We start from the raw sequence: 24,775 nt of genomic DNA, 5'->3' as shown, positions 1-24,775 counted from the left end.
CCTCGTGATCGTCGATGCCGCGCCGCTGCTCGCGGTCGCCGACGCGACCTGGCTCGACACGCACGCGGACGCGACCCTGCTCGTCGCCCGCGCGGGGTCGACCCGCGCCGGCGAACTGGTCGAGTCCGCGCGACGGCTGCCGCAACGGCCCGCCGGCTCGCTGGGCGTGGTGCTGAACGGCCTCGATCCGCGCTCGGGCGCGTCCGCATTCGGCTCGAAATACGGCAGCTATCGCTACGAGGCCTATCGCTACACGTGCGGGACGCGCTGCACGTATCCGGCCCGTCTGCGCGCGGCCCTTCAACGCCTGCTCCGGAGGTCCGCATGACCGACATCGAACTTGCTCCGCCGCCCGCCACGCGCACGGCCGCCCGCCCCACATCGAACCTGGCCGCGCCCGCTGCCCGCGCCGCACGGCCGACGCGCATCGCGCTGGTCGTCGAAGCAGCCGGCGGCGGCGTCGCCGTGCACCTGAGCGACCTGATCGCAGGCCTGCGGACACGCCCGGGCGTCGAGATTCATCTGATCGCCCCGCTCGGCGAACGCTTCGACGAAACCATGCTGTCCGCCGCCGCCGCGCAATGTCACGCGTTCCACCGGCTGCCGCTGCAACGCGCGGTCGGCCTGCACGACCTGCGCGGCGCACTGGCGTTGCGGCGGTTGCTGCGCAAGCTGCGGCCCGACATCGTGCACAGCCACAGCTCGAAAGCCGGCGCGCTCGCGCGGCTGTGTCGCGGGCCGTGGAAGCAGGTCTACACGCCGCACGCGGTCTATACGCTGAACCCGGCGCTGTCGCCTGCGAAGCGCGCGTTCTACGGCGGCATCGAGCGCGTGCTCGGCAATGCCTGCTCGGACGCGGTGATCGCGGTGTCGCAGGACGAGGCCGATCACCTGCAAGCACTCGGCATTGCGCACCAACGGATTCGCGTCGTCGAGAACGGCGTCACGCCGCCGCGGCTGCTCGCGAGCCAGGCCGCGCGCATCGCGCTCGGGCTCGCCGACGACACGTTCGTCGTCGGCTTCGTCGGCCGTTTCGATCATCAGAAGGGCGTCGACCGCCTCGTGCGCATTGCACGCGCGCTGGACCGGCGCCACGGCCGCCGCGTGCAGGTCGTCGCGATCGGGTCCGGCGATTTCGCCCGCGCGGCGGGCGACGAGGCGCGCGACCTGCCGCTGAACCTGTACGTCGCGGGCCGCGTCGACGACGCGCGCCGCTACTTCGCCGCATTCGACCTGCTCGCGCTGCCGAGCCGCTACGAAGGCTTTCCGTACGTCTGCCTCGAAGCCGTCGCCGCGCATGTGCCGATGGTCGCGACCCAGGTCGCGGGCGCGGCCGAACTGATCGCCGCGCACCACGTCGGCCTTACCGTGCCGAACGACGACGATCCGACCGTGTTCGCCGCGGCGGTCAGCCGGCTGGTCGAGCACCCGGCCGCATTCCGCATGATGCGCGATCGCTGCGCGCAAGCGTCCCCGCATTTCTCGGCCGACGCGATGGTCGACCGCACGCTCGCCGTCTATCGCGCGCTTCTCCAGGAACACGCATGATGAAACGCTCCGTTCACGTCGTGCTGCTGCACGCCTACAGCGCACGCAACTCCGGCGACGGACTGCTCGTCGACCTGTCGGTCGCACTGCTGCGCGAGGCGTTCGGCCCCGACACGCAGGTCTCGATCGTCGCGGCCGATCCCGCGTCGTTCCCCGGCTACCCGGACGTGCATCCGGCGCCGGTGCTCGCGGCCGGCGGCGCCGGCCGCCTGATCGGCGCGGCGATGGCCGCACTGCCCGTCGGCGCGAACCCGGCGCTCGCCGGGCTGCGTGCGCTGCTGCGTCGTGCGGACCTGATCGTCGGCGTCGGCGGCGGCTATCTGCGCGCGCGCAACGCGGTCGAAGCGCTCAAGCTCGAGGCCGGGCATCTCGTGCAGATGCGCGCGGCCCGCGCGGCGGCCAAGCCGGCCGTCTATCTGCCGCAGAGCATCGGGCCGGCTGCCGGCAGTCCGGTGCTCGCCGCGCACCTGACGTCGCTGCTCGCGGGCTTCGACGCCGTGTTCGTGCGCGACGACCGCTCGGCCGAGCTGCTCGCCGCCAATGCGAACACGCGCCGCGCCCCCGATCTCGCGGTGCTCGAATTCGCGCACCGGGCGAACGACCTGCGGATGCGCACGCATGCAGCCGCGTCGACGCCCGCCCACGTCGCATTCGTGCTGCGACGCCCGCCGGCGTGGAGCGACGCGCAACGCGCGCGCTATCTCGCGGCGACCGACGCGCTGATCGAGCGGCTCGGTACGCTCTGCCGCATCACGTTCGCGGTGCAGAGCACCGGTCGCGGCAACGACGACGCCGCGTACTACCGTGAACGCGGATTCGACGCCACGCGCACGCTGAAGGACGTGCTCGCCGACGACACCCCCGACGCGGTCGTGTCGGTGCGTCTGCACGGTGCGCTCGAAGCGATCCTGCACGGCGTGCCCGCGTACCACCTGAGCTACGAGCGCAAGGGTTTCGGCGCCTACGCGGATCTCGGCGTCGGCCACTGGGTCGCGAACGCGGCCGATTTCGACGCGGGCGCGGTGTGCGACACGCTGCTCGCACCCCATGCACTGAGCCGCTTCTGGATGCAGGCCGACGCCGGGCTCGCCTGTCTCGCGCGCGAACGCGGAAAGATCGTCGCCGCACTGCGCGATGCGCTCGACCGCGAGGCAACGCGATGAGCGCCGCATGGTTGCGCCTCACGCTGCGCGTCGGCGCGCTCGGGCTGAAGTTCATGCTGACGATCGTCGTCGCGCGCACGCTCGGCTTCGATGCGGTGGCCGCGTACGGTTTCGCGCTCGCGATGTCGGTCGTCGCGTCGAAGGTGCTGGGGCTCGGCTTCAGCACCGAGATCAACCGCCGGCTGGCCGGCCCCGATCCGCACGACGCGGTGCGGACCTGCATGCGCCTGTCCGTGCTGTACGCCGGGGTCTACGCGTTGCTCTGCGGCGTGGCCACGCTGCCGATCGCCACGCCCGGCGCGCTGCGCGACGTCCCGCTCCTGCTCGTCGCGCTCGTGGCGTGCGCCGAGCATGCCGCGCTCGAAGTCAATACGTGGCTGTTCTCGCTGCATCGCGCGCGCGCCGCATCCTGGCTGCTGTTCGTCCGCACGGGTGCATGGGCCGGCGTCGCGATCGGCGCGCTGACGCTGCGCGCGATCGCGTCGGTCGAGGATCTGTTCGCGATCTGGATCGCCGCCGACGTGCTGGTCGTGGCGATCGGCTGGATCCTGATCGCCGGCGCCGCGCGCCGCTTGCCGGCCATGCCCGCGCTGTCGGCGACGCACGTGCGGCTCGCCCCGGTGTGGCGCGACGGTGTGCCGTTTTTCGTCGCGCTGCTGCTGCTGTCGGTGTTGCAGTATCTCGAGCGCTTCGTCGCGTCCGCGCAGCTCGATGCAAACGCGCTCGGCCACTATGTGTTCGTCTGGTCGATCGCCAATGCGATCCAGACGGTCGCGTCGGCGACCGTCGTCGCCGTCGCCGCGCCACGCGTCGTGCGCGTGCTCGACAGCGTGCACGCGGCCGCGCCCGCGTTCCGCGCCGAGCTCGCACGGGCCCTGCGTGCGTCGCTCCTGCTGACCGGCGCCACCGCGCTCGCGATCGCGCTCGCCCACCCGTGGCTCTTCCGGCTTGCGCACGGCGGCGACGATGCGCGGTCGACCGTGCTCCTGCTGATCCTGCTGCCGTCGTTCGTCCTGCGTGCTGCCGCCGACGTGCTGTGGGCGGCGGCAGTCGCGCTGCGTGCGGGGCGCACGGTCGCATGCGTGATCGCCGCGCTAACGGTTGCATGCGTGCCGATGTCGATCGCACTGGTCCAAAGCGAACATGAGCTCGGCGCGGCCTGCGCCCATCTGGTTGCGAGCATCGCGGTAACGGCGTGGCTCGCGTGGATCGTCACGTCGCGCCTGCCCGCCGTGCGCGGCAAGCGCACTCGAGCCGGCCATGCTGCGTAACGTCATCCGAAGCGCGATCCGCAGCGGGCCGCTGCTGAGTCCCGGCCTGCGCGACGCGATCGCGGCGCTCGTCGCGTTGCTGTACGTGGGCGTCTACGCGAATGCACGCGCGCTGCTGCCGGAATTCATCTTCCGCGATGCGGACAAGATCCAGACCCAGATCGGCGGCAGCTCGACCTACGACGGCTCGTCGTTCGACGCGGTCGGCAAGCTGTACCAGGCGCTCGGCAGCGCGGGCACCGCCGTGTTCGTCGTCGCGCTCGGCGTCGCGACGATCTGGATCGCGCTGCGCGAGACGCGCCGGCTCGGCGGGCTCGTCATCTATCTCGCGCTGATCGCGCCGTGCCTGTTCTTCAACCTGTTCGTCGCGAGCAAGGATACGATCGTCGCCGCGATGTCGATCGCCGTGCTCGCCGTCGCGCACCTGCGCGGCACGGCGCGGCGGATGCTGATCGTTGCCGTGCTGTATCTCGCCTACGCGGCGACGATCCGCAGCTACTTCGCGCTGATTCTCGCGATCGCGTTCGCGGCGTGGGTATTCCGGCGCGTGTCCATGCTGCCGAGGGTGGCCGGCGCGCTGCTGTTCGTCGCGGTGCTGGTCGCGCTGCCGAACGGCGTTTATACGCTGCTCCAGCAACCGCGCGACCTCGCGGTCGACTATCTCGTCTATTCGTCGCCGTTCGGCGCGCGCACGAGTTTCTACAATCCGCTGCCGCCCGATTCCTTCGTGCATTTCGTCGGCAATTACGCGTATTCGGTCGTCCGGCTCAACCTGCCGGTGTTTTTCTCGTTCGATCCGAAGGGCTGGGCGATGCAGGCGCTGATCGCGCTGTTTCTCTGCGCCGCGTGGCGCCGCCTGCCGGTGCGGCGCATCGACGGCCACGCGATCGCACCCGCACGCGACGGCGAGTTGCTGGCTTGCGTGGTGCTCGGCCATGTCGCGGTGTCGATGCTGTTCGAGCCCGATCTCGGCAGCTACCTGCGGCACCTGTCGAGCGTCGCGCTACTGGCCGTCGCGCTGTGGTCGGTCCGCACGGGACCGAGGTCGCCCTGATTACCGGGGAAGCGGCGCCGTGCGCAGCGCGGCACGCAATGCGTCGAGCGCCGGCTTCGGCGACCGGTCCGCATGCACGACGCCGTAGGCGCGTTGCGCCGCGTCGCCGGCGCTTGCGGTATCGGCCCACTCGTAAACCGAAATCAGCGGCGTATGCAGTTCGCCGCGCGCATCGAGCAGCGCGCGCAGGCGATGCGCCTGCCGCTGCTCGCCATCGCCGCCCGTCGACGCCGCGCCGACTTCGGTCACGATGGCCGGCAGCCCATAGCGCGTGTCGATGTCGCGCGCGGCCGTGCGAATCTGCGCGGGCGTCATCCCGTACGCGTGGTACGACACAGCGTCCAGACAGCCCGGTGCGGCCGCATGCACGCCCGCCAGCAAGCGGTCCGGCACGCTGCCCGGCAGCGGCGCGCGCGCGAACCCGAAGCCGACGACCGGCACGCCCGGCGCCGCGTCGGCCAGCGCGCGGCACAAGGCTACGGCGAATGGTGGAAAGGTCCGCGCGACATCGCCGGTCGGCCAGTAGCGCGCGAGGTCGGGTTCGTTCCAGAGTTCGACGGCGATCAGGTCGTGCCGATGCCGCGCGGCCAGCGCCGCGATCGCATCGGCCATCCGGCGGCCCGCGAGCGCGAGCGCGTCCGTCTTCGTTTTCGCGTCGTGCGCCGGCACGAGCGGACCCAGCGCGCGCACGGTCAACAGCACCGGCAGGCCCGCGGAACGTGCGGCCGCGAACGCCTCGTCGAGTTGCGCCCGATAAGCCGCCTGATCCAGACGTTCGGCCCACGCGCCGAAGCGGACGAACGCGAAGCCGGTGTCGCGAATGTTGCGCGCATCGTCGCGCGTCAACGACTGGATCTTGACCTGCACGCCGACGCGCGACTCACCGCCCGACGCGCCAGGCCAGCGCGCCGTATCAGCGGCACCGGCCGCCGCCGCCAGCATGCAGCCGGCGGCGGCGATCGCCAGCTTGCGAATTCGATTGGACATCGCGGACAAGGCCCCCCTTCTGTCATGGAACGCGCACGAGCCGCGTCGATCGGCGCCGGTCACAATACGAAGAATATGGCGACGGTGACGCATATCGCGATGATCAGCAGACCCATGCAAGGATTCCCTCAAATCCCGACAGCATCGCCTGTGTCGCGCATGTGGGCAATCGGACCGGTCTTAGCCGCACCACCAGGAAAACGTGGGCGGCCGGGCGCGATGGGCGCGCTCAGCGTTGGTAGGTTTGGGCTTGATCGGATTGCGGCGCAACTGTCATTTCATCGACGGTCAACGCGCGGGATACCCTGATTGATGACCGGGTCCCGGAAAACGTCGTCTTGCCGGCACGATCACGCTTTCATCGGTAAGCACGTCCCTGAGCGCGTACGTGCCGTTACCTGTCCGCTCACCGAAACTCGTCGACGCGAATGCGCGTCCGGAGGATTGCATGCGGGAAGCAGAATACGCGGACACCGGCGAGCGCGGATCGCCGCCGCAACAATGCTCCGTGACATCACCCGGCAGCCCGTTCATCGTGTCGAAGGTCACGCAATGGATCAGAAAGCGCCCTTCCTGCCGGTTCGTGCGCAAGCGCCGCGAGTGCGGCGACGATTTCGTTCGCTTCCCTATTTCGGCAACGGCGAAATAGGGAAAACCGAAAAGCCGGCTTGACGAGGGAAAGCTGCCGAGCAATAGAGCGACGCAGCCGGACGGCATCCCGTCGACGGCCGCATCACATTCACCTGCACACTTCTCGATGCACGACCTGCCGTCAGCGTCGGCCCGGCGCCCGGCTCACGGCCGCGAGAACACCATCACGCGCCCGTTGACACGCTGGAGCTTGAGCCAGCCCATGTCGGCCGTGAAACGCAGCTGCTGCAACGTGAAGTCGAACGACGCATGCTCGGCGGCGCTCACGACCGCGTTGGCGATCCAGCGGATCAGCGCCTTGCCTTCCTCGGTCGTCACGCTGCCGTTCTGGACGCCGTAGAAATAGCGATTCCCGGCGTTGACCTCGTTCTGCAACTGCATCCAGTGCCCCGGCAATCCCGGCAAGGTCCTGAACAGGTCGGCGACCCGCTGCGTCGTGAGCCCGCGCGCCCACAGCGCGCCGTTCGCGGCCGGCCGCGCCAGGTTGTGGCGGTCCGCCGCCTGGGCCTGCCCCTTGATATCGCCCCGCAGGGCATCTTGTTTCGACATGACACATTCCTCGTGGTGATGGGCGCGATAAAACGGACCCGCGCGCCGCTTGCACGATACGCTCGTTATGTGAAGTCATCGCCTGTCAGGGTTGTCAGGCTTGCGTCACACCGGCGCACTCATCACCGCTCGACTTACGCCACGGCCTTCACCGCGCGCGCCACGTCAAAGAACGTCGCCTGCACCGCCTCGTCCGCGCGCGCATACGCGCGGTTGATGCCGCTGATCACCGCGCGGATCGACGCGGTCGTCAGGTTCGCATCGATGCCGACGCCGAACGCGCTGCCGCGCACGCCCGTGCCGGCCAGCTCGGCGATCGCGATCGCCTTCGCATCGGCGCCCTGCGACAGCGCGCGCTCCTCATAGTGCTGGATCCGCAGCGGCGTGCGCAGCGCGTGCATCAGCGCGTCGAGCGGGCCGTTGCCTTCGCCGCGCAGCACGCGGCGCTCGCCGTGCACGTCCGCGGTCAGCACGATCGTCTCGCGGCCGTCGCGCTCGGTCAGCTCGTGGCCGACATAACGCAGCGGCGCATCGCCCGCCACATACTCCTGCTGGAACAGCGACCAGATCTGCGCGCTCGTCACCTCGTGGCCGCTGTCGTCGGTCAGGCGCTGCACGGCCGCGCTGAAGTCGACCTGCAGACGGCGCGGCAACGCGACGCCGTAGCCTTGTTCGAGCAGGTACGCGATACCGCCCTTGCCCGACTGGCTGTTCACGCGAATGATCGAATCGTAGGTGCGGCCGAGATCGCTCGGATCGATCGGCAGGTACGGCATTTCCCACACGGCGTCGGGTTTCTGCACGGCAAACCCCTTCTTGATCGCGTCCTGATGCGAGCCGGAGAACGCGGTGAACACGAGATCGCCGACATACGGATGACGCGGATGGATCGGCAATTGCGTGCATTCTTCCGACGTGCGCGCGACTTCGTTGATCTGCGAGAAGTCGAGGCCCGGGTCGACGCCCTGCGTGTACAGGTTCAGCGCGAGCGTCACGAGATCGACGTTGCCGGTGCGCTCGCCGTTGCCGAACAGGCAGCCCTCGATGCGGTCGGCGCCGGCCATCACCGCGAGTTCGGCCGCCGCGACCGCGGTCCCGCGATCGTTGTGCGGATGCACCGACAGGATCAGCGCATCACGACGCGCGAGGTTGCGGTGCATCCACTCGATCTGGTCCGCGTAGAAGTTCGGCGTGCCGACTTCGACGGTCGCCGGCAGGTTCACGATCGCCTTGTGCTCGGGCGTCGGCTGCCACACGTCGAAGACGGCATCGCAGACTTCCTTCGCGAAGTCGAGTTCGGTGGCCGTGAAGGTTTCGGGGCTGTATTGCAGCGTGAACCGCGTGTCGGTCGCCGCGTCGGCGCAGCGCTTGATCGTGCGCGCCGCGTTCACCGCGAGTTGCTTCACGCCGTCGCGCTCGAGGCCGAACACGATCTTGCGGAATTCCGGCGCGGTTGCGTTGTACAGGTGCACGATCGCGCGCTTCGCGCCGCGCAGCGACTCGAACGTGCGCTCGATCAGGTCGTCGCGCGCCTGCGTGAGCACCTCGATCGTCACGTCGTCGGGAATGTGGCCGCCCTCGATCAGCTCGCGCACGAAGTTGAAATCGGTTTCCGACGCCGACGGGAACGCGACCTCGATCTCCTTGAAGCCGATCGCGACCAGCGTCTTGAACATCCGCATCTTGCGCGCGGCGTCCATCGGCTCGAACAGCGCCTGGTTGCCGTCGCGCAGGTCGGTGCTCATCCAGATCGGCGCGTGCGTGATCGTGCGCGACGGCCACATGCGGTCCGGCAGGTTGACGGGCGTAAACGGTCGGTACTTCGTCGCGGGGTTCTTCAGCATCATGATGTTCGGTCCTCGGTCGGTATGTCGGGAAACCGCGTCGCGGCGGCCCTCGGCGGGTGTGGCCGGCTGCGCGCGCAGCGGTGACAGCGATGAAACGGCAAAGCGGTACGGCGAACGACGGCCTTGGCGGTTGAGCGACCGGGACGGAGCGGAGCGATACGGAAAAAAGACGAACTCAGGCGCCGGTCGACAACCGGGGCCAGGTCGGTGATACGGGGAAAATCTGGCGCTTCAGGACAGAAGCAGACGGAAAGCGCGCAGCCGCAGACCCAGCCCGGAGAAACGGGCGAGTAGTCGTAGCGAGAAGAGGGACTGGGCGGCTTGCATGGCCGGAATCAGATCACAGGGCGACCGGGGCTGTCAACCGGGCGCTCGGGATTCGCGGTTTTTGCCGGCACTCAGTGCGGGCGCAAAATCAGTCCAGTCCGATAGGCGACGGCCTGCCCCGTCGATATGCTTCACGGGTGCGGCGCCGGTGAGGTCCTATTCATGTTCGGAGTGAGTCGGTCCATCCTCTTCGCCGGTGTCGCACCCCTTCCCCTTGCGATCGGGCTTCGGTGCGGGCGTTCGACGGTGGCCGGTGGGCGCGGCCACGACCGAGATGCTGATGTTGAAACGAAACGCTGCCATATGCGAACGCCGAGCGTCTGCTCCGAAGCCCGATTGTCCGCTGCACCTGCCCGCCACGCTCTCGCCGCGCTACGGGCCGCATCGTTCACGAAAACGATACGCGCATCGACATAATTTCCCGAATACATCGAAAATCGATTCATTAACTGCAATTCATTAAATCGATTAACCTTGATTTTCGATTTACTGAACAATAACCATTCCCGTTCGAATATTTTTTTATTTATTTTTCGCCATGCTTTAACCGTCGCGTTTCAAACGGCAAACGTTTGCGCGACAGCGCTCACGCCTTATCCAACAAACCTCAGGAGGCAAGCATGGCCGACTCTCAAACGTCTTCCAATCGTGCCGGCGAGTTTTCGATTCCGCCGAATACCGATTTCCGTGCGATTTTCTTCGCGAATGCCGCCGAGCAGCAGCACATCAAGCTGTTTATCGGTGACAGCACCGAACCCGCCGCGTATCACAAGCTGACGACGCGCGACGGCCCGCGTGAAGTCAAGCTGAATTCCGGCAACGGCAAGCTCCGCTTCGAAGTGTCGGTCAACGGCAAGCCGTCGGCCACCGACGCGCGCCTCGCGCCGGTCAACGGCAAGAAGTCGGACGGCTCGCCGTACACGGTCAACTTCGGGATCGTCGTGTCGGAAGACGGCCACGACAGCGACTACAACGACGGCATCGTCGTGCTCCAGTGGCCGATCGGCTGACCTGACGCGATCGACGACCGACCACCGCCGGCTGGCCGCGTCCGCGCCGGCCGGCGGGTTCGCGCCGCGTTCGGCGCCCCCTCACGCCGCCATCCCAGAACCGTGTCATCACCGGAGACTTCCATGCCGCTCCTTTCGGCTTCGATCGTCAGCGCGCCCGTCGTGACGTCGGAAACCTACGTCGACATCCCCGGCCTGTATATCGACATCGCCAAGGCGGAGATTCGTGACGGCAAGCTGCAGGTCATCCTCAACGTGCCGACGCCGTACGCGACCGGCAACAACTTCCCCGGCATCTACTTCGCGATCGCGACCGATCGAGGCGTCGTCGCGGACGGCTGCTTCACGTATTCGTCGAAGGTGCCGGAAAGCACCGGCCGCATGCCGTTCACGCTGGTCGCGACGATCGATGCCGGCAGCGGCGTCACGTTCGTGAAAGGCCAGTGGAAAAGCGTGCGCGGCAGCGCGATGCATATCGATTCGTACGCGAGCCTGTCCGCGATCGGTGAAACCGCCGCGCAATCGTCGTCGCACGGCAGCGGGAATCCGGGCACCGGCAACATCGGTGGAGGGGCCGGCGGCGAACGCGACGGCACGTTCAACCTGCCGCCGAACATCAAGTTCGGCGTCACCGCGCTCACCAACGCGGCGAACGACCAGACGATCGACATCTACATCGACGACAACCCGACACCCGCCGCGACGTTCAGGGGCGCCGGCGTGCAGGACCAGAACCTCGGCACGAAGGTGCTCGACTCCGGCAAGGGCCGTGTGCGCGTGATCGTGATGGCGAACGGCAAGCCGTCGCGGCTCGGCTCGCGGCAGGTCGACCTCTTCAAGAAGTCGTTCTTCGGGATCGTCGGCTCGGAAGACGGCGCCGACGACGACTACAACGACGGCATCGTGTTCCTGAACTGGCCGCTCGGCTGATCGGCGGCAGTCACGCAGCTTCGCGATGGCGACGGGGCCAACCACACATTGCGAAACTTTCAAGCAGTCCCACGCTTTGCGCCGCGCGCGGCACGGTGACCCCGGTCACCGGCTGCGCAACGCGAGATATTCCATCGAGACGAGGACGACATGTCACAACCATTTACCCATGACGATCTATATGCGCTGCTGCAACTCGCCGGCAACGACGCCACCGCCGTACAAGCCAACGGCGACCAGGCCGTGCTCGACCGGATGCGTCAGTTCATGACCGCGCAGCTGGTCGAGAAACTGCCGCAATACGACGTGTTCGTCGATATCGCGACGATCCCGTACAGCTTCGACGTCGGCAGCTGGCAGAACAAGGTGAAGACCGATGCGGCGGGCGAAGTCGTCGCCTGCACGGTCACGTGGGCCGGCGCGCCCGGCGTGCTGCCCGGCGCGGCCGCCAAGTTCGGCGTGGGCGCAGTCGTCAACTATTTCTCGAAGGCGACGCCGCAGCCCGTGCAGCCGGCGCCCGCGCCGACCGGCGGCGAACGCGACGGCATCTTCAACCTGCCGCCGAACATCGCGTTCGGCGTGACCGCGCTGGTCAACTCGTCGGCACCGCAGACGATCGAGGTCTTCGTCGACGACAACCCGACACCGGCCGCGACGTTCCAGGGCGCCGGCACGCAAGACGCGAACCTGAACACGCAGATCGTGAACTCGGGCAAGGGCAAGGTGCGCGTGGTCGTGACGGCGAACGGCAAGCCGTCGAAGATCGGCTCGCGCCAGGTCGACATCTTCAAGAAGACCTACTTCGGGCTCGTCGGGTCGGAGGATGGCGGCGATGGGGATTACAACGACGGCATCGCGATCCTGAACTGGCCGCTGGGTTGAACCGCAGCAGCCCGTCGATCATCGCCACGCCGACCGGCGTGGCGATGTGCATTTGTGCAGCGCGGCTGCCGCGCAAGAACGATCAAATGCCCCGGCCGCCGATACCATATAGTCCACCCGACACCCTCATTGGTACGCCATGCACCCGGTTGGACAAGCACTCTGGTTTATCGAAACCGAACTGGACAGGGAACTGACGCTCGACAGGATTTCCGCCGATTGCGACATGACGCGCTTCGGCTTCTCGCGCCTGTTCTCGATGAATACCGGCTGGCCGGTGATGCGCTATGTCCGGTCGCGGCGGCTGACGCGCGCAGCGCATGCATTGGCGCAAGGCGCGCCGGACATCCTGCACGTGGCGCTCGATGCCGGTTATGGCTCCCATGAGGCGTTTACGCGCGCCTTCCGCGATCTCTTCGGCATGACGCCCGAGGAGGTGCGGGCACGGCGCACGCTCGACGGATTGTCTGTTGTGGAGCCGCTTCGCATGAAAGAACTGAAGATCGTCGACGTGATGCCGTCACGTTTCGAGACCGCCGGCACGCGGCTGATCGCGGGCATGAGCGACCGCTATACGTTCGAAACCAACGAAGGGATTCCAGCGCTCTGGCAGGCGTTCATCCCCTACCTCGGGTCCTTCCCCGGCCAGCTCGGCGACGTCACGTACGGCGTGTGCTGCGATCCCGATGCGGACGGCAGCTTCGAATACATCGCGGGCGTGGAAGTCACGCGCGTCGACCGGCTGCCCGCGCCGTTTCGCTGGGTCGAACTGGCGCCGCAGCGCTACGCGGTGTTCGAACACGCCGGGCATATCTCGACGTTGCACCAGACCTTCCACAGCATCTGGAACGGCTGGCTGCCGACGTCGGGATTCAAGGCGGTGGACGCGCCCGAGTTCGAGCGCTACAGCGGTGACTACGATCCGGTGACGGGTGCCGGCGTGCTGGAAGTCTGGTTGCCGGTCGAACAGGCGGCGTAAGCGGTCGACTTTGGTATCCGCACCTTCGGCTGATCAGCGCCTGACGCCGGCGTGTTCAAGCGAACGAAATGACGAGCTTCTTGCCGCACGCTGCGGCGTACTTGCGCAGCGTCGCAAACGACGGCGAGTGCTTCTCGCTCGAAAACGAAGCTTCGAGCCTGGATACGGCCGATGTCGTAGTGCCCATTCGTTCGGCGACCTGAGCCTGAGTCAGGCCCGCGTCTTTACGCGCGTCGAGCAACGCACGAAGCGCGGTGAACTCCTCTTCCAGCGCATCGTACTCCGCCTTGATCGCCGGATCGGTAAGTAGACGCGCGGTGTCTTCGGCAGTGTGTCGGACCGGTGCATACCGCTCCTCGCTTGCATGCGCGCGGCGGGCCTTAGCCATTGTTACGTACCTCCTTCATTCGCCGGCGGGCGATTCGCAACTCGTCGCCGGATGTTTCCTGGGTCTTCTTGACGAAGGAATGCAGGACGACGAGGTCATACCCCACCTGCATGCAATAGAACACGCGCCCGATGCCCTCGCGACCTCGCGGGCGCAACTCAAACAATCCTTCCCCCATCGCGCGCGAATGCGGCATCCGTAGATCCGCACCGTATTCTTCCATCGTCTCGATCAGTCGGAGGTAGCCAGCCAGAATGCCCTTGGGCAAAGCGAACACATCACGTTTTACTCGTTCGTCGTAGTACAGGATCGTCCACTTCTTCATCGCAATGTTAGCAAATTTGCTAATTCTCATCAAGCTGTCGAGTCCTTCCGGTCAACGCGCCACGTACACGTGACCACCCGCATGTATTGAGACTCCCGCGACAACGCGACGTGCCCGTTGCCGGTCACGAGCCCCGATCAGGTCACGCTCGTCAGGCCAGGTGAGCCGGGTATCTGGCTTCGGCATGTCAATGCGTCTCTACACGCTTCCTTCGGACTCTAAGGCGACCTCCTCGCGATTCGTCAGTTAGCTAAACGATCTAATTCTTGCGTTGCACGTACTCTGAAAAAATCCGCCGTCATCGACAATGGCAGCGGCGTGACCGGCTCGCACACGCTTACTGCTGAATCATCGTCTGCGCGGCCAGCTCGTCGATCAGCGCCGTTATCGCGTGCTGCGGCGCCCGCGCTCCAAGTTGCTGACACACCACTTTCTTCGCGGCATCGAAGGTCGGCACGACCATCGGGCACTTCTCGTCGAACTTCACGATCGCAAACGCATCGCCTTTCCGGATCGGGCTCGCTGCAACGAACTTCGAATGCTGCATTGCTGCTAGTTGCGATACGCATGCTCCATGCGAGCATCGATTGCCCGCGCCGCAGCCGAATCGCTGCCACGGCGCGCCCTCACCACGCCCACCGCACACCCGCATTCCCCGTGATCGTGCGCTGGTGCTCGCCGCCCAGGTTCGTCAGATAGCTGACCGTCGCATACACGCTGCCGCGCTTCGTCAGTTGCGCGACCAGCCCCGCACCGACCTGACCGGCCGTCTGCCCGACCTGCGTTCCGATCGTCGTCGAACCGCCGAATGTCGTCTTGTCGTCGCTGCCGAACGAACGCAGCACGTTCACGCGCAGGTATGGCTTCCAGCTCACGCCGTTCGAATCGAACGCGTATTGCAGGCGAGCGCCGATCCGGCCGAGGAATGTGTTGCCGTTGTTCCACGTGACATCCGACACGCCGTCGTTGAACTTGTCCAGCGACAGGTACTGCCACACCAGTTGCGCCTGCGGCTCCAGCGTCAGCCCGTAACCGAGCGCGATCGGGAAGCCCGCTTCGACCGAACCCGTAAATGCGTTGCCGTTCGTCGAGCCGCTCACGTTGTCGTTCGAATGCGTGCGCACCGTGAGTGCACTGCCCATCACGACCGCATCCGTATACCAGCCGCCCGGGCCGATATGCGTCCAGTAACCGCCGAGGTTGTACGCATTGACCTGCAGCGAGCCGACGCCCATGTCCTGCTGTGCAAGAGCAAAACCGTTCACGTCACCGACCGCGCGCGAGAAGCCGAGGAAGAAGCCGTAGTGATTGCGATGGCCACCGGCAGTCGTATCGGCGTAGAGATCCTGCCCGACCTGCATCCCCCACACCGTGCCGTCGAACGACGGCGTCACGTCGCCCTTCTGCTTGATGTCGCTCTTGCCGCCCCACACGCGTGCCCATGACGCGGGCACCGAACCGTTCTCGGCCAGCAAGCCCTGTTCGCCCTGCCGGTCATGGAACGTGTCGATCTGCAGCAGGCCGAGCTGGCGCGCGACGGCCGGCGCTTCCGCGTACAGCGGCACTTCGGGACGGTAGATCGGTTCCGGGTTACCGCCGGTGCCTGCATTGTCGACAGCTTCAACGATCGATCCCGGCGTGCCTTCGGCCGGCGTGACCGGCGGTTCGGTCGGCGGCGTCGGCTGGCCGGGCTCGACCACCGGCGGCTGCGGTTTGGGCGGTACCGTGTTGCGCAGGTACCAGTTGTCGCCGGTGCCGTTCGCCGTGCCGCCCTTCGCGAGGAAATACGAATACGCGCCCGCGCTCACCGTGCCGCCCGACAGCGAGAACGCGCCCGCGCCAGACGTCCCGCCATTGTTCAGCTGCACGACCTGGATGCCGTCGCCCGTTGTCTGCGCGCCGGGGCCGCCCACGTTCGTCACCTTCAGCATCGACGAGCCGCTGACACCGCCTGTGCCGACAATCAGCCGATCCGATGCCGCGCCATCCCCGGCCAGATAAGTATTCAGCGCAACCGTCCCGTTCTGCCCGATGTAGCCGCCACCGACGATCGTCAGCGTGTTGCCAACGCCGGCGCCACCCAGTTGCAAGAGCCCCGCGTTCGTCAGCAGCCCCTTGATCTCCAGGTTGCCGTTGCGGCCGCTCGCGAGGCCGGTCAATGCGTTCGCGACGGCAACCGTGCCATAGTTCACTACGTCGCCCGCCACGCTGCCGTAACCGCCGAATGTTGCACCGGGCTCGATCCTCGCCCCGCCGCCACCGGTCATCGTGGCAGGTCCACCCAGTCCATCGCCAAGCACCAGCGTTCCCGCCTTGATTTGGGTGAAACCTGTGACATTGCTGGGGCCGTTCAGCGTCAACGTGCCGCTGCCCAGCTTCGTCAGGGAGCCATTACCTGTGAAGTTCTGCGTCAGTGTCGTGTTGAAGCCCTGCGTATCGATTGTGCCGGTGCCCCCGGGCGTGATCGACACCATACGGCTCGACGACAGGTTGAACGAGCTACCAAGCTGCAATGTGCCGCCGTTGAACGTCAAGCCTCCCGACGCCGCACCGAGCGCGTTGTCCGCCGCGACCGACAGCGTGCCCTGCATAATCGTCGTGCCGCCCGAGTACGTGTTGCCGCCGGCAGAAGAAGGCTTGACCGTCAGCGTCCCCGCACCGGTTTTCTCCACCGCGCCCGAGCCGCCGATCGTACCCGTGTACGTGCCGGCGCTGTCCTGCTGGAAGCGCACGAGCCCGTTGTCGGTGACGGACAGCGGCAGGTTCGACGCATTCGCCTGCAGCGTCGCGCCCGCGTTGACGGCCGCGACGACCGACGCCGTCGTCGTGCCGAGCGTGCCGATGAGGTTCAGCGTGCCGCTCTGCACCAGCGCGGTCGAGAACGTGCCGGTGCCGGCCCACGTCCAGTCGGTGCCGGCCATCGTCAGGCTCTGGAAGTTCGTGAACGCGTTCGACGCGGTGCCCGTGCCCTGCAGCGTCACCGTGTTGGCGCCGGCGCCGCCGTTCGCCGTGCCGACGATCTGCGAGCCCGTCTGCAGGATCAGCGCCACGTTGCCGTTGCCGCCCTGGATCGCGGTACCGCCGCCGCCCTGGATCAGCCCCGCGTTGGTAATGGTGGTCGCGCCGTTGGTCGACCGCACGCCGATCCCGTTGTTGCTGATGATCCTGCCGCCGGCCTGGTTCGCGATCGTCGCCGTGAACGAACTGCCGAGCGTGTTCGATACGACGGCGTCGACGCTGCCGCCGCTCGTCGCGGTACCGGTCGTCTGGATCGTGCCGCTGTTGACCAGCGTGTCGTTGTTGCCCTGCATGTAGACGGCCGGCGCATCGCGGCCGTTCGACGTCAGCGTGCCGCTGTTGGTGATCGTGCCGTTGCCGCCGAGCAGCGACGCCGCACGCGCGTTGTTGCCGGACGTCGTCACGGTGCCCGTATTGACGATCTGGTTGCCCGCCGCGCCCGGATTGCTCTGCCCCCACGCGGCCGTCATCCCGTACGCGTTGTTGCCGGTGGTCGTGATCGTGCCGTTGTTGACGAGTGTGTTGTTGTTGCCGTTCGCGGCCATCCCGTCGTTGTACTGACCGGTCGTCGCGATCACGCCGGCCGCGCCGTTGGTGAGCGTATTGCCGTTGTTCACGCCGAGCAGCACCGCGCCGCGGTTCGCGACGCCCGTGCCGTTGCCGGACATCGACAGGTTGCCGTTGTTGGTGACCGTGCTCGACGTGTCGACGGAGAACGGTGTCGGCGCGGACGACAGCACGTAGCTGCCCGTCACCGTCGAATCGAGGTTGATCGTCACGTTGGTGCTGCCGGCCGTGGCCACGACCGACGGCGCGTTCGCGCCGGTACACGTGACGGTCGTGCCACTGCCCGGCGCGGTGGCCGAGCATGTCGCATACGTACCGACCGGCATTGCGCCGGTCAGGATCGCCACTCCACCCAAACCCAGATTCCGCGCCTTTCTTTTCATTTTTCCGCTCGCATTTATTGGTGACGTTATTGCTGCAAATCGGTGCGTGAACCGGGTTATATCACCTGTCTCGAAATAATCGCAAGATGCGATTGCGTGATATCGGCAATCACGCGGCGATTCATTTCGGATTGGGAAACAAGCGAAACGGGCTGGGCTGCTGCTTTGCAGCAACCCTTTGCGCGGCGGCCGCGCGGCGGGGAAACCGGTTGAATTTGCCGGTTTGGACGAAAACGCTGAAAGTGCGGATGACGGATTTCGGGCGATTCGGAAATACTGACGCAATGCCGCCATTCGTTGGCCATGCATTGGCGATATGCCGCTCGACGATGCTGCTCTGCACGATGCGGACGACCCGCATCCGGTACACCCACTCGCCGATTCGATTATCGAACCGGCCAATACGTATTCCAGCTTGCCGGACGACTGTCGCCGGAGCCGTCATTCGACAGGCTCCGGCGACAGTCAGACACTGGGCCGCTTATCCGCGTCGGCGCTCGCCTCGTGCCATGCTCGAGAAAACGCCGTCCCGGTAGATCCACGCATGAACCAGGGCAGCCGACAGATGGCCCACGACGACGACGAACAGCAGTCGCGCCAACAGGCCATGCGCATCGCGCAGCCATGCGAAGAGGATCGGACTGGCCGGCACGATCGCCGGCAGATTGACGCCCTTGAACAGGACGATCGGGAAACCGCCCGCCGACAGCAGCGCCCACCCGATCAGTGGAAGCGCCAGCATCAGCGCATACAACATCCAGTGCGATGCCTTCGCGGCCAGCCTCTGCCAATGCGGGAGATTCTCGGGCAGTGCGGGCGGCCGGCTGTGCAACCGGTTCGCGACGCGCAGCAGCGCGAGCACGAGGATTGCGATACCCAGCGGCCGATGCAGGTCGATCAGCCAGATTCGATGATGCAACGACGTCATCATGCCCGCACCGATGAACAGCATGGCCAGGATCATCGCGGCCATCAACCAGTGCAGACCTCTCGCCAGCGCATTGAAATGGCGCGGCGCGCCGCCGCTCGCGCGCTTTTGCGTACTCATTTGACCTCCTGCTTGCCGACCGCCTCGGTCGCCTTGCCGTAGCCGATTTCCCGCTCGCGGCGATTGAACGAATGCGCGTATGCGCCCGAACGCGCATTCAGGATCGGATCGTTCGACACCTCGACGCCCGCGGGCACGATCGAAGGATCGAAGTTGATGTCCCGGCAGGCGCCCTCCGCCTGCTCGACGACGCCCGTCATTTCCAGCGTGCCGGCGACGATCTGCTTGCGATCGGCCGGCCACGGCTGCGATGCGTCGTCCACGGCATCGCCGGGCTGCGCGAGCTGCAGTACGTAGTCCCAATAGAGCGGCTTCTGCGCGAGCCGCGCGCGCACGCCTTCGAACAGGAAGTCGTGGTCGGCCTTCCGCCGTTGAACATCGCTCAAGGGCACGAAGGGATCATGCGGGCGCATCATCCAGCGCACCGCTTGCCGGTGCCCGTCGGCGGCCACGAGATAAAAGGCGTTGACGCTATGGAACGTCGCGCCGGCGAAGCTGCCCGGTGCCGGTTCCCGTGCCGCCCATTTCATGAACTTCCCTGCCTCCGGGTACGCCTTCAGAAAAGCGGCTACCCGCTCCGGGTCGGGTTGGCCGGTGGCCGGATCGGGAGCCGTTGCCCGCTGCATCGCCAGAAAACCTTCCGGTTCGTGTGTCGCGAAGTACGGCTGGTTGTTCATGGCCATCCGCCATTGCTGCTTGTCGTCGGTCGTCAGCAGCAGGGCCATGCTCAGCGTCGTCGTGGAACTGTCTGCCGCATGCGGACTGCCGGTCCCGATCGAGAGCCGCCCGACGACGGGAATATCCGCCTGCGTGAAGACGCGCGCGGTCGACAACGGCACCGCCGCGCTGTCGGGACGAAAGGTGCCGGCGAAACAGATGCCCTTGCCGTGCGCGCGGCGAAAGCCCGGCGGAAACGGCTGCGGCGTCTCGGACACCAGCGATGCGCTCGTCGTGCGCGATCCGATCCAGCCCGCCGCCCACGCGAGCGCGGACGTCAGTGCGCCGGCCACGACCGCGATCGCCGCCAGTGCGCTCCAGGTGCGTTTCGATGTGAGGTCAAGTTTTGACATAGATGGTTTTTCATCCCGTTGTGTCGTCGCGCATTCCGCGCCGCGGCCGTCAACACATGAAGCGTCGACACGCCTGCGGACACCATCCGGCGCGCGCGATCGAGCCGATTGACGCGCGAACGCGACAGCGACGATCACCAGCGGAAATCGCCATGCGCGTTGCATACGAAAATCTTAGCGACGGGACAAAGACGGGTACATCGGACTGGGCTGAAAGCACCGGACGGACGTAGGCCCCGTCCTGCCGTACGAGCGCCGGCGACGCGCACATTCGGTGGCGACGGAGCACCGGTTGGCCCACGCAACGATGCCGGTCATTGCGACCGGCATCGACGGACTTCGGAGGCTGGCGGTCAACCCGCCTGCGGCGCATCGACCTTCGACATTGCCACCGGCTGCGCCAGCGCCGCCAACGCCAGTTGCGTGCGCGCATCGCGCGCCACGCGGCGGAACGCCACGCGTTGCTCCCCCTTGAGCTTCGCCGCTTTGGTCGCCTGCACCAGCGCGATCGGATCGACAAGGCGGGCATGCCTGCGCACCTCGAAGTGCAGATGCGGGCCGGTGGCCGTCCCCGTGCTGCCGACCGCACCGACGCGCTGGCCGCGCACGACCCGCATGCCGGTTCGCAACGCCGGATCGAACGCCGACAGGTGCGCGTAGTACGACGCATAACCGCCGTCATGACGGATCACCACGTACTTGCCGTAACCGCGCGGCTCGGTGCCGATGAACGTCACGACGCCGCGCTCCGACGCATGCACCGCGCGCCCGGCCGGCGCCGCGAGATCGACGCCGGAATGCACGTGACGCGCGCCGCTCACCGGATGCACGCGCGCACCGAAATGCGAGCTGATCCGCGTCGCGGCGACCGGCATGGCAAACCGCGAACCAGCGAGCGGCATGCCGTCGAGGTCGTAGTACGCGCCGGGCGCGCGCGCATCGGGCACGAACCATACGGCCGCGACCCGCTGCCCGCGAAAGCGGATATCGAGCGCCGTCACGCGTGCACGGCCCGGCTGCTTCGCCCTGCCGTCGGATTCGAAGGCGACGCGGAAGGTGTCGCCGGCCGCACCACGCTGCGTCGGATCGACGCGTCCGGCCAGCAAGCGGGTGATCTGCGCGGCGACGCCGGCCGGCAGTTCGGCGCGCGCCAGCGACGCCCGCAAGGTGCCGGTGATCGCGCCGGCACGGGTGCCGCGGCTGGGCGGCGCGAGCGTGAACGCCTCGGCCGATGCGAGATCGACGGCGGGACGCCCGGGCACCGATGGCGGATCCAGCGCGGGCAACGGCGACGCAAGGCCGTAATCGAACCGCGCTGCATAACTGCGTTCGACCGCGCCGCGTGCCGCCTCGCACAGCACGCGGTAAGCCACGCATGCACCGAAGCGGGCAACGGGGCCGTCGCGCTCGGCGGCCGGCGGCCCGTGCAACGCGTACGATGCGTACGCGACGTCGAGCGGCACGACCGACGCGCGCAAACCGCCCCACGTCGTTCGGGCGGAACTGAAAAAAGGCACGCCGGCAAGGTCGCTGGATTCCGCGGTCGCTGGTGCGAAGGCGGCATCGTGCACCGCTTGCGCCGCCGACCCGTGCGCGCCGGCCACGCAGGCCGCCGCGGCGACACCGCGCATCAGCGCGCGGAGCGTCGGAAAACATCGGACGCCGCGCTCGGCGGGTCGACCTTGTTCGCGTGCGAGACGGGAACGCAGGTCTAACCGCATGACGTCGTCACTCGCTATCAATGAAAAATCGGGAAAAAACACGGAAAAACCGGGCATCACGAACCATGATCGGCGCGGCCCGGCAACTTGAAACCGAGTGTATCGGCGTACCCACTTCGGCTAAATAGGACCAATCTTATTTTTGGAAAATGCCGTTTAGTACACGAACGAAATTGCGTTTCCACCGTCCGACCCCGTGCAATCGCGCGAACCGCCGTGCGCCGGGTAGAGTCGAAGGCTGCCTGCGCACGACATACCGCGCCCCCTGTCTTCAACCCGGAATCCCGTCATGTTTCTCGATCAATTTCATCCGGAACGCTGGACGTTCCTGTGGAACGCGTTGTCCACGCTCTCCCTCCGGCTCTGCGCCGGCCTGGCGCTGCTCGTCGCCGGCTGGTGGCTGTCCAAACGCATCGGCCGCTGGCTGAACCGGCTGCTCGCGAACAAGGAACGCGTCGACGACACGCTGCGGCCGATCCTCTGCGACGTCGCCGTCTGGGGCATCCGCATCGTCGCGATCGTCGGCGCGCTGTCGCAGCTCGGCATCGAGACCGCGAGCCTCATCGCGGTGCTCGGGGCCGCCGGCCTCGCGATCGGGCTCGCGCTGCAGGGCACGATGCAGAACATCGCGGCGGGCATCATGCTGTTGCTGCTGCGGCCGTTCAAGGTGGGCGACTACATCGACGGCGGCACCGGCGTCGCGGGCACCGTCGACGAGGTCGGGCTCTTCATGACGCGGCTGACAAAGCCGGACGGTATCTGCGAATACGTGCCGAACAGCGCGCTGTGGGGCAGCGCGATCCGCAACTACACGCGCAATCCGACGCGCCGCCTCGATCTCGAAGTGGACGTGTCGGTACACGACGATATCGATCGCGCACTCGACGCGCTGCGCGCGCTGGCCGCGGCCGATCCCGACGCGCTGCAGGATCCCGCGCCCGACGTGATGGTGATGCGCTTCGACGACAGCACGGCCGTCGCGAACCTGCGCGTGTGGACCCATACCGACACGTTCTGGGCGATGCGCTGGCGCCTCGCACGCCAGGTGCGCAAGACGCTCGCCGACGCGGACTGCGCGCTGCCGATCCGCACGCGTGAACTGCACATCGTGCACGACGCCGAACGCCGCACGGACGGCGCACGCGCGCAGCGGGTGTAAGCGGCGGGGACATCGCTCCGGAGCGATGCGCCCGCTGGCCGCGCTCAAATCAGACTTGTCTGATTCACTGCGCGTGCGACGCTCGCCACAATGAGCGTGCCGGATGAAGCGGTCATCCCGTCCGGCACACGCCAGTATCCATCTCCGTTCTTCGCCGCTCTTGCCGAGCGGCGTTTTTTTGCCCGTCGATTCGACACACGGGCATTCAATCGGGAAACCCGCATGAAAGAACGCGCCACCGTGCTGTGCCGACGCGGCGACCGGATCCTGCTGGTCGCCCGGTTGAATGCCCGCTGGGTACTGCCCGGCGGCACGCCGCGGCCCGGCGAATCGTTGCGCGACGCCGCGCGCCGCGAACTGCTCGAGGAAACCGGGCTCGCGTGCGGCAATGCCCGCTATCTGTTCCGGATCGCAGGCGCGCACAAGGTGCACCACGTGTTTCTCGCCGAGATCGATCCGGATGCGATCGCGCGCCCGATGAGCGAGATCACGCATTGCGCGTGGATCGACCGCGAGTCCGTCGGGTCGCTGCATTGCAGCCGGCCGACACCGCTCGTCGTCGAACTCGCGTTCGACTGGCTGCGGCAGCCGCGCCTCGTGCCCGGCGTGATCGACCACGACGTGTTCGCCGATATCGCGGCCTGAGGTCCGGGCGCGCGACGGGCGCGCGATACCGGCGCGCACCGCGTCACATCTTCACGATGTCGAGCAGCGCCTTCTTGCCGCCCCTGTACGTGAACACCGAGATCGCGCCGTGCTTCAGGTCGCCCTGCGGCGTGAAGCTCGTCTCGCCGATCACGCCGCGATAGTCGGTGGCCGGCATCGCGGCCAGCACCTTCGCCGGGTTCGTCGAATTCGCGCGCTTCATCGCGTCGACGATGATGTACACCGCGTCGTACGAGAACGGCGCATACACCTGCATCGGCTGGTGATAGCGCGCTTCGTAGCGTTTCGCGAATGCCGCGCCGCCCGGCATCTTCTCGAGCGCGATGCCGGCTTCGGAGCACACGACGTTGTCCGACGCCGAGCCCGCGAGCTTCGGCAGGTCGGTCGAGCACACGCCGTCGCCGGCGAGGAGCTTCGCGCGCAGGCCGAGCTGGCGTGCCTGCTTCGCGAGCGGGCCGCCCGTCGCATCCATTCCGCCGTACATGATCGCGTCCGGGTTCTCGCCCTTGATCTTCGTGAGGATCGCGCGGAAATCGATCGCCTTGTCGTTGGTCGCGTCGCGCGACACGACCGTCATCCCGGCCGATTGCGCGGCCTTCTCGAACTCGGTCGCGAGGCCCTGCCCGTACGCGGTCGCATCGTCGACCACGGCGACCGTCTTGATGCCCAGGTGCTTCGCCGCGTACATCGCGAGCGCCGGCCCCTGCTGCGCGTCGGTCGCGACGACGCGATAGGTCGTCTTGAACCCCTGCTGCGTGTACGTCGGATTGGTCGCGGCCTGCGAGATCTGCACGATGCCGCCGTCGCGATACACGCGCGACGCCGGGATCGACGTGCCCGAGTTGTGATGGCCGACGACGCCGACGACCCTGTCGTCGACGAGCCGCTGCGCGACCTGCGTCGCGGTGCGCGGATCGCCCGCGTCGTCCTGCGCGTCGAGTTGCAGCGTGACTTTCCGGCCGCCGATCGTCAGGCCCTTCGCGTTGATTTCCTCGACCGCGAGCCGCGCGCCGTTCTCGCTGTCCTTGCCGAGATGCGCGATCGCGCCGGTCAGCGGCGCGACGTGCCCGATGCGCACGATGTCGTCCGCATGCGCGGGCCATGCGGCCAGTGCGCACGTCAGTGCGGCCGCGGTGGCGAGTGCCGTCTTGTGATGCCGGTTCATGCCTGTCTCCTCCTTAATCACGCTTCGTTCGTGTCCGGATCCGTCGTTCGTAGAAGGCCGCGCATGC

General features: G+C 67.1%; 24 protein-coding genes and 1 pseudogene. 13 read left to right on the top strand and 12 right to left on the bottom strand.

The features are described from left to right. From G3N62_RS00685 to G3N62_RS00665, 5 genes and pseudogenes are all read left to right on the top strand, one after another. A pseudogene (locus G3N62_RS00685) lies at nt 1-328 on the top strand (tyrosine protein kinase); the annotation flags it as partial. Further along, nucleotides 325-1,548 (top strand): glycosyltransferase family 4 protein, encoded by a 1,224-nt coding sequence (locus G3N62_RS00680; protein ID WP_069705897.1) that lies wholly within the window; start codon nt 325-327, stop codon nt 1,546-1,548. The pseudogene G3N62_RS00685 and the gene G3N62_RS00680, both read left to right, overlap by 4 nt. Further along, the gene (locus tag G3N62_RS00675) at nt 1,545-2,711 is read left to right on the top strand and encodes a polysaccharide pyruvyl transferase family protein (RefSeq protein WP_311767579.1); all 1,167 of its coding nucleotides are present in this window, start codon (nt 1,545-1,547) and stop codon (nt 2,709-2,711) included. The genes G3N62_RS00680 and G3N62_RS00675 overlap by 4 nt, the downstream gene beginning before the upstream one ends. Then, nucleotides 2,708-3,982, top strand: a complete 1,275-nt coding sequence (locus G3N62_RS00670; protein WP_124670680.1) for an oligosaccharide flippase family protein — start codon at nt 2,708-2,710, stop codon at nt 3,980-3,982. Before G3N62_RS00675 ends, G3N62_RS00670 begins: the two co-directional genes overlap by 4 nt. Continuing rightward, nucleotides 3,972-5,036 carry a hypothetical protein gene (locus G3N62_RS00665; RefSeq protein WP_124670681.1) on the top strand — a complete coding sequence of 355 codons (1,065 nt, stop codon included), beginning with the start codon at nt 3,972-3,974 and terminating at the stop codon, nt 5,034-5,036. The genes G3N62_RS00670 and G3N62_RS00665 overlap by 11 nt, the downstream gene beginning before the upstream one ends. On the opposite strand, the gene G3N62_RS00660 is transcribed toward G3N62_RS00665, so the two are convergent. After that, nucleotides 5,037-6,023 (bottom strand): beta-xylosidase, encoded by a 987-nt coding sequence (locus tag G3N62_RS00660; protein ID WP_124670682.1) that lies wholly within the window; start codon nt 6,021-6,023, stop codon nt 5,037-5,039. A 448-nt stretch (nt 6,024-6,471) separates the two neighbouring features. On the opposite strand from G3N62_RS00660, the gene G3N62_RS00655 reads away from it, so the two are divergent. Then, the gene (locus tag G3N62_RS00655; RefSeq protein ID WP_124670683.1) at nt 6,472-6,672 is read left to right on the top strand and encodes a hypothetical protein; all 201 of its coding nucleotides are present in this window, start codon (nt 6,472-6,474) and stop codon (nt 6,670-6,672) included. A 146-nt stretch (nt 6,673-6,818) separates the two neighbouring features. Here G3N62_RS00655 and G3N62_RS00650 read toward each other — a convergent pair whose 3' ends face one another. Together G3N62_RS00650 and leuA are read right to left on the bottom strand one after the other, a co-directional pair. After that, nucleotides 6,819-7,223, bottom strand: a complete 405-nt coding sequence (locus G3N62_RS00650) for a peptide ABC transporter ATPase (protein ID WP_124670684.1) — start codon at nt 7,221-7,223, stop codon at nt 6,819-6,821. A 134-nt stretch (nt 7,224-7,357) separates the two neighbouring features. Beyond that, nucleotides 7,358-9,067: a 2-isopropylmalate synthase gene (gene leuA, locus G3N62_RS00645; protein WP_185733113.1), complete on the bottom strand. Its 1,710-nt coding sequence runs from the start codon at nt 9,065-9,067 to the stop codon at nt 7,358-7,360. A 950-nt stretch (nt 9,068-10,017) separates the two neighbouring features. On the opposite strand from leuA, the gene G3N62_RS00640 reads away from it, so the two are divergent. From G3N62_RS00640 to G3N62_RS00625, 4 genes are all read left to right on the top strand, one after another. Then, nucleotides 10,018-10,407, top strand: coding sequence for a fucose-binding lectin II (locus tag G3N62_RS00640; protein ID WP_034189645.1), 390 nt, complete (start codon nt 10,018-10,020; stop codon nt 10,405-10,407). Nucleotides 10,408-10,530: 123 nt separating this feature from the next. Continuing rightward, a complete protein-coding gene (locus G3N62_RS00635) occupies nt 10,531-11,337 on the top strand; it encodes a fucose-binding lectin II (protein ID WP_034189646.1) in 807 nt (268 codons plus the stop codon). A gap of 150 nt (nt 11,338-11,487) precedes the next feature. Beyond that, nucleotides 11,488-12,219 carry a fucose-binding lectin II gene (locus G3N62_RS00630; RefSeq protein WP_124609160.1) on the top strand — a complete coding sequence of 244 codons (732 nt, stop codon included), beginning with the start codon at nt 11,488-11,490 and terminating at the stop codon, nt 12,217-12,219. A 139-nt stretch (nt 12,220-12,358) separates the two neighbouring features. Further along, nucleotides 12,359-13,198, top strand: a complete 840-nt coding sequence (locus G3N62_RS00625; RefSeq protein ID WP_124670686.1) for an AraC family transcriptional regulator — start codon at nt 12,359-12,361, stop codon at nt 13,196-13,198. A 55-nt stretch (nt 13,199-13,253) separates the two neighbouring features. On the opposite strand, the gene G3N62_RS00620 is transcribed toward G3N62_RS00625, so the two are convergent. The 7 genes from G3N62_RS00620 to G3N62_RS00590 form a co-directional block, all read right to left on the bottom strand. Further along, a complete protein-coding gene (locus G3N62_RS00620) occupies nt 13,254-13,586 on the bottom strand; it encodes a helix-turn-helix transcriptional regulator (RefSeq protein ID WP_069705905.1) in 333 nt (110 codons plus the stop codon). Continuing rightward, entirely contained in the window at nt 13,579-13,911 is a 333-nt protein-coding gene (locus tag G3N62_RS00615; protein WP_049029955.1) for a type II toxin-antitoxin system RelE/ParE family toxin, read from the bottom strand. The genes G3N62_RS00620 and G3N62_RS00615 overlap by 8 nt, the downstream gene beginning before the upstream one ends. Before the next feature lie 337 nt (nt 13,912-14,248). Then, entirely contained in the window at nt 14,249-14,458 is a 210-nt protein-coding gene (locus tag G3N62_RS00610) for a hypothetical protein (protein WP_049029948.1), read from the bottom strand. A gap of 79 nt (nt 14,459-14,537) precedes the next feature. After that, a complete protein-coding gene (locus tag G3N62_RS00605; RefSeq protein ID WP_241012810.1) occupies nt 14,538-17,879 on the bottom strand; it encodes an autotransporter outer membrane beta-barrel domain-containing protein in 3,342 nt (1,113 codons plus the stop codon). Between the two features lie 121 nt (nt 17,880-18,000). Beyond that, the gene (locus G3N62_RS00600; protein WP_185733107.1) at nt 18,001-18,324 is read right to left on the bottom strand and encodes a hypothetical protein; all 324 of its coding nucleotides are present in this window, start codon (nt 18,322-18,324) and stop codon (nt 18,001-18,003) included. A 36-nt stretch (nt 18,325-18,360) separates the two neighbouring features. Then, a complete protein-coding gene (locus G3N62_RS00595; RefSeq protein ID WP_124670688.1) occupies nt 18,361-18,927 on the bottom strand; it encodes a cytochrome b in 567 nt (188 codons plus the stop codon). Beyond that, nucleotides 18,924-19,766, bottom strand: coding sequence for a catalase family peroxidase (locus G3N62_RS00590; RefSeq protein ID WP_260435818.1), 843 nt, complete (start codon nt 19,764-19,766; stop codon nt 18,924-18,926). Before G3N62_RS00590 ends, G3N62_RS00595 begins: the two co-directional genes overlap by 4 nt. On the opposite strand from G3N62_RS00590, the gene G3N62_RS36345 reads away from it, so the two are divergent. After that, entirely contained in the window at nt 19,651-20,109 is a 459-nt protein-coding gene (locus G3N62_RS36345) for a hypothetical protein (protein ID WP_346778199.1), read from the top strand. The genes G3N62_RS00590 and G3N62_RS36345 overlap by 116 nt on opposite strands. Nucleotides 20,110-20,350: 241 nt before the next feature. On the opposite strand, the gene G3N62_RS00585 is transcribed toward G3N62_RS36345, so the two are convergent. Next, nucleotides 20,351-21,718 (bottom strand): M23 family metallopeptidase, encoded by a 1,368-nt coding sequence (locus G3N62_RS00585; protein WP_124670689.1) that lies wholly within the window; start codon nt 21,716-21,718, stop codon nt 20,351-20,353. 289 nt (nt 21,719-22,007) lie between these two features. Here G3N62_RS00585 and G3N62_RS00580 point away from each other — a divergent pair, with 289 nt between their 5' ends. Together G3N62_RS00580 and G3N62_RS00575 are read left to right on the top strand one after the other, a co-directional pair. After that, nucleotides 22,008-22,877, top strand: coding sequence for a mechanosensitive ion channel family protein (locus G3N62_RS00580; protein WP_034189655.1), 870 nt, complete (start codon nt 22,008-22,010; stop codon nt 22,875-22,877). Nucleotides 22,878-23,099: 222 nt separating this feature from the next. Beyond that, a complete protein-coding gene (locus tag G3N62_RS00575) occupies nt 23,100-23,522 on the top strand; it encodes an NUDIX hydrolase (protein WP_059556342.1) in 423 nt (140 codons plus the stop codon). Nucleotides 23,523-23,565: 43 nt separating this feature from the next. Here G3N62_RS00575 and G3N62_RS00570 read toward each other — a convergent pair whose 3' ends face one another. Beyond that, nucleotides 23,566-24,708 (bottom strand): branched-chain amino acid ABC transporter substrate-binding protein, encoded by a 1,143-nt coding sequence (locus G3N62_RS00570; RefSeq protein ID WP_124670690.1) that lies wholly within the window; start codon nt 24,706-24,708, stop codon nt 23,566-23,568. Nucleotides 24,709-24,775: the final 67 nt, after the last annotated feature.

This window comes from Burkholderia sp. Tr-20355, from assembly GCF_017104685.1.
GTDB lineage: Bacteria > Pseudomonadota > Gammaproteobacteria > Burkholderiales > Burkholderiaceae > Burkholderia > Burkholderia seminalis.
The sequence above is the reverse complement of the archived record's forward strand: the minus strand, read 5'-3'. Positions and strand labels throughout refer to the sequence as shown.

Coding starts and splice junctions, on each gene's coding strand:
- G3N62_RS36345 (WP_346778199.1), top strand. CDS start 19,651: ATGCTCAGCGTCGTCGTGGAACTGTCTGCCGCATGCGGACTGCCGGTC.
- leuA (WP_185733113.1), bottom strand. CDS start 9,067: ATGCTGAAGAACCCCGCGACGAAGTACCGACCGTTTACGCCCGTCAAC.
- G3N62_RS00650 (WP_124670684.1), bottom strand. CDS start 7,223: ATGTCGAAACAAGATGCCCTGCGGGGCGATATCAAGGGGCAGGCCCAG.
- G3N62_RS00675 (WP_311767579.1), top strand. CDS start 1,545: ATGATGAAACGCTCCGTTCACGTCGTGCTGCTGCACGCCTACAGCGCA.
- G3N62_RS00655 (WP_124670683.1), top strand. CDS start 6,472: ATGCGGGAAGCAGAATACGCGGACACCGGCGAGCGCGGATCGCCGCCG.
- G3N62_RS00625 (WP_124670686.1), top strand. CDS start 12,359: ATGCACCCGGTTGGACAAGCACTCTGGTTTATCGAAACCGAACTGGAC.
- G3N62_RS00610 (WP_049029948.1), bottom strand. CDS start 14,458: ATGCAGCATTCGAAGTTCGTTGCAGCGAGCCCGATCCGGAAAGGCGAT.
- G3N62_RS00595 (WP_124670688.1), bottom strand. CDS start 18,927: ATGAGTACGCAAAAGCGCGCGAGCGGCGGCGCGCCGCGCCATTTCAAT.
- G3N62_RS00660 (WP_124670682.1), bottom strand. CDS start 6,023: ATGTCCAATCGAATTCGCAAGCTGGCGATCGCCGCCGCCGGCTGCATG.
- G3N62_RS00670 (WP_124670680.1), top strand. CDS start 2,708: ATGAGCGCCGCATGGTTGCGCCTCACGCTGCGCGTCGGCGCGCTCGGG.
- G3N62_RS00605 (WP_241012810.1), bottom strand. CDS start 17,879: ATGAAAAGAAAGGCGCGGAATCTGGGTTTGGGTGGAGTGGCGATCCTG.
- G3N62_RS00615 (WP_049029955.1), bottom strand. CDS start 13,911: ATGAAGAAGTGGACGATCCTGTACTACGACGAACGAGTAAAACGTGAT.
- G3N62_RS00635 (WP_034189646.1), top strand. CDS start 10,531: ATGCCGCTCCTTTCGGCTTCGATCGTCAGCGCGCCCGTCGTGACGTCG.
- G3N62_RS00570 (WP_124670690.1), bottom strand. CDS start 24,708: ATGAACCGGCATCACAAGACGGCACTCGCCACCGCGGCCGCACTGACG.
- G3N62_RS00575 (WP_059556342.1), top strand. CDS start 23,100: ATGAAAGAACGCGCCACCGTGCTGTGCCGACGCGGCGACCGGATCCTG.
- G3N62_RS00665 (WP_124670681.1), top strand. CDS start 3,972: ATGCTGCGTAACGTCATCCGAAGCGCGATCCGCAGCGGGCCGCTGCTG.
- G3N62_RS00680 (WP_069705897.1), top strand. CDS start 325: ATGACCGACATCGAACTTGCTCCGCCGCCCGCCACGCGCACGGCCGCC.
- G3N62_RS00580 (WP_034189655.1), top strand. CDS start 22,008: ATGTTTCTCGATCAATTTCATCCGGAACGCTGGACGTTCCTGTGGAAC.
- G3N62_RS00600 (WP_185733107.1), bottom strand. CDS start 18,324: ATGACGGCTCCGGCGACAGTCGTCCGGCAAGCTGGAATACGTATTGGC.
- G3N62_RS00585 (WP_124670689.1), bottom strand. CDS start 21,718: ATGCGGTTAGACCTGCGTTCCCGTCTCGCACGCGAACAAGGTCGACCC.
- G3N62_RS00620 (WP_069705905.1), bottom strand. CDS start 13,586: ATGGCTAAGGCCCGCCGCGCGCATGCAAGCGAGGAGCGGTATGCACCG.
- G3N62_RS00640 (WP_034189645.1), top strand. CDS start 10,018: ATGGCCGACTCTCAAACGTCTTCCAATCGTGCCGGCGAGTTTTCGATT.
- G3N62_RS00630 (WP_124609160.1), top strand. CDS start 11,488: ATGTCACAACCATTTACCCATGACGATCTATATGCGCTGCTGCAACTC.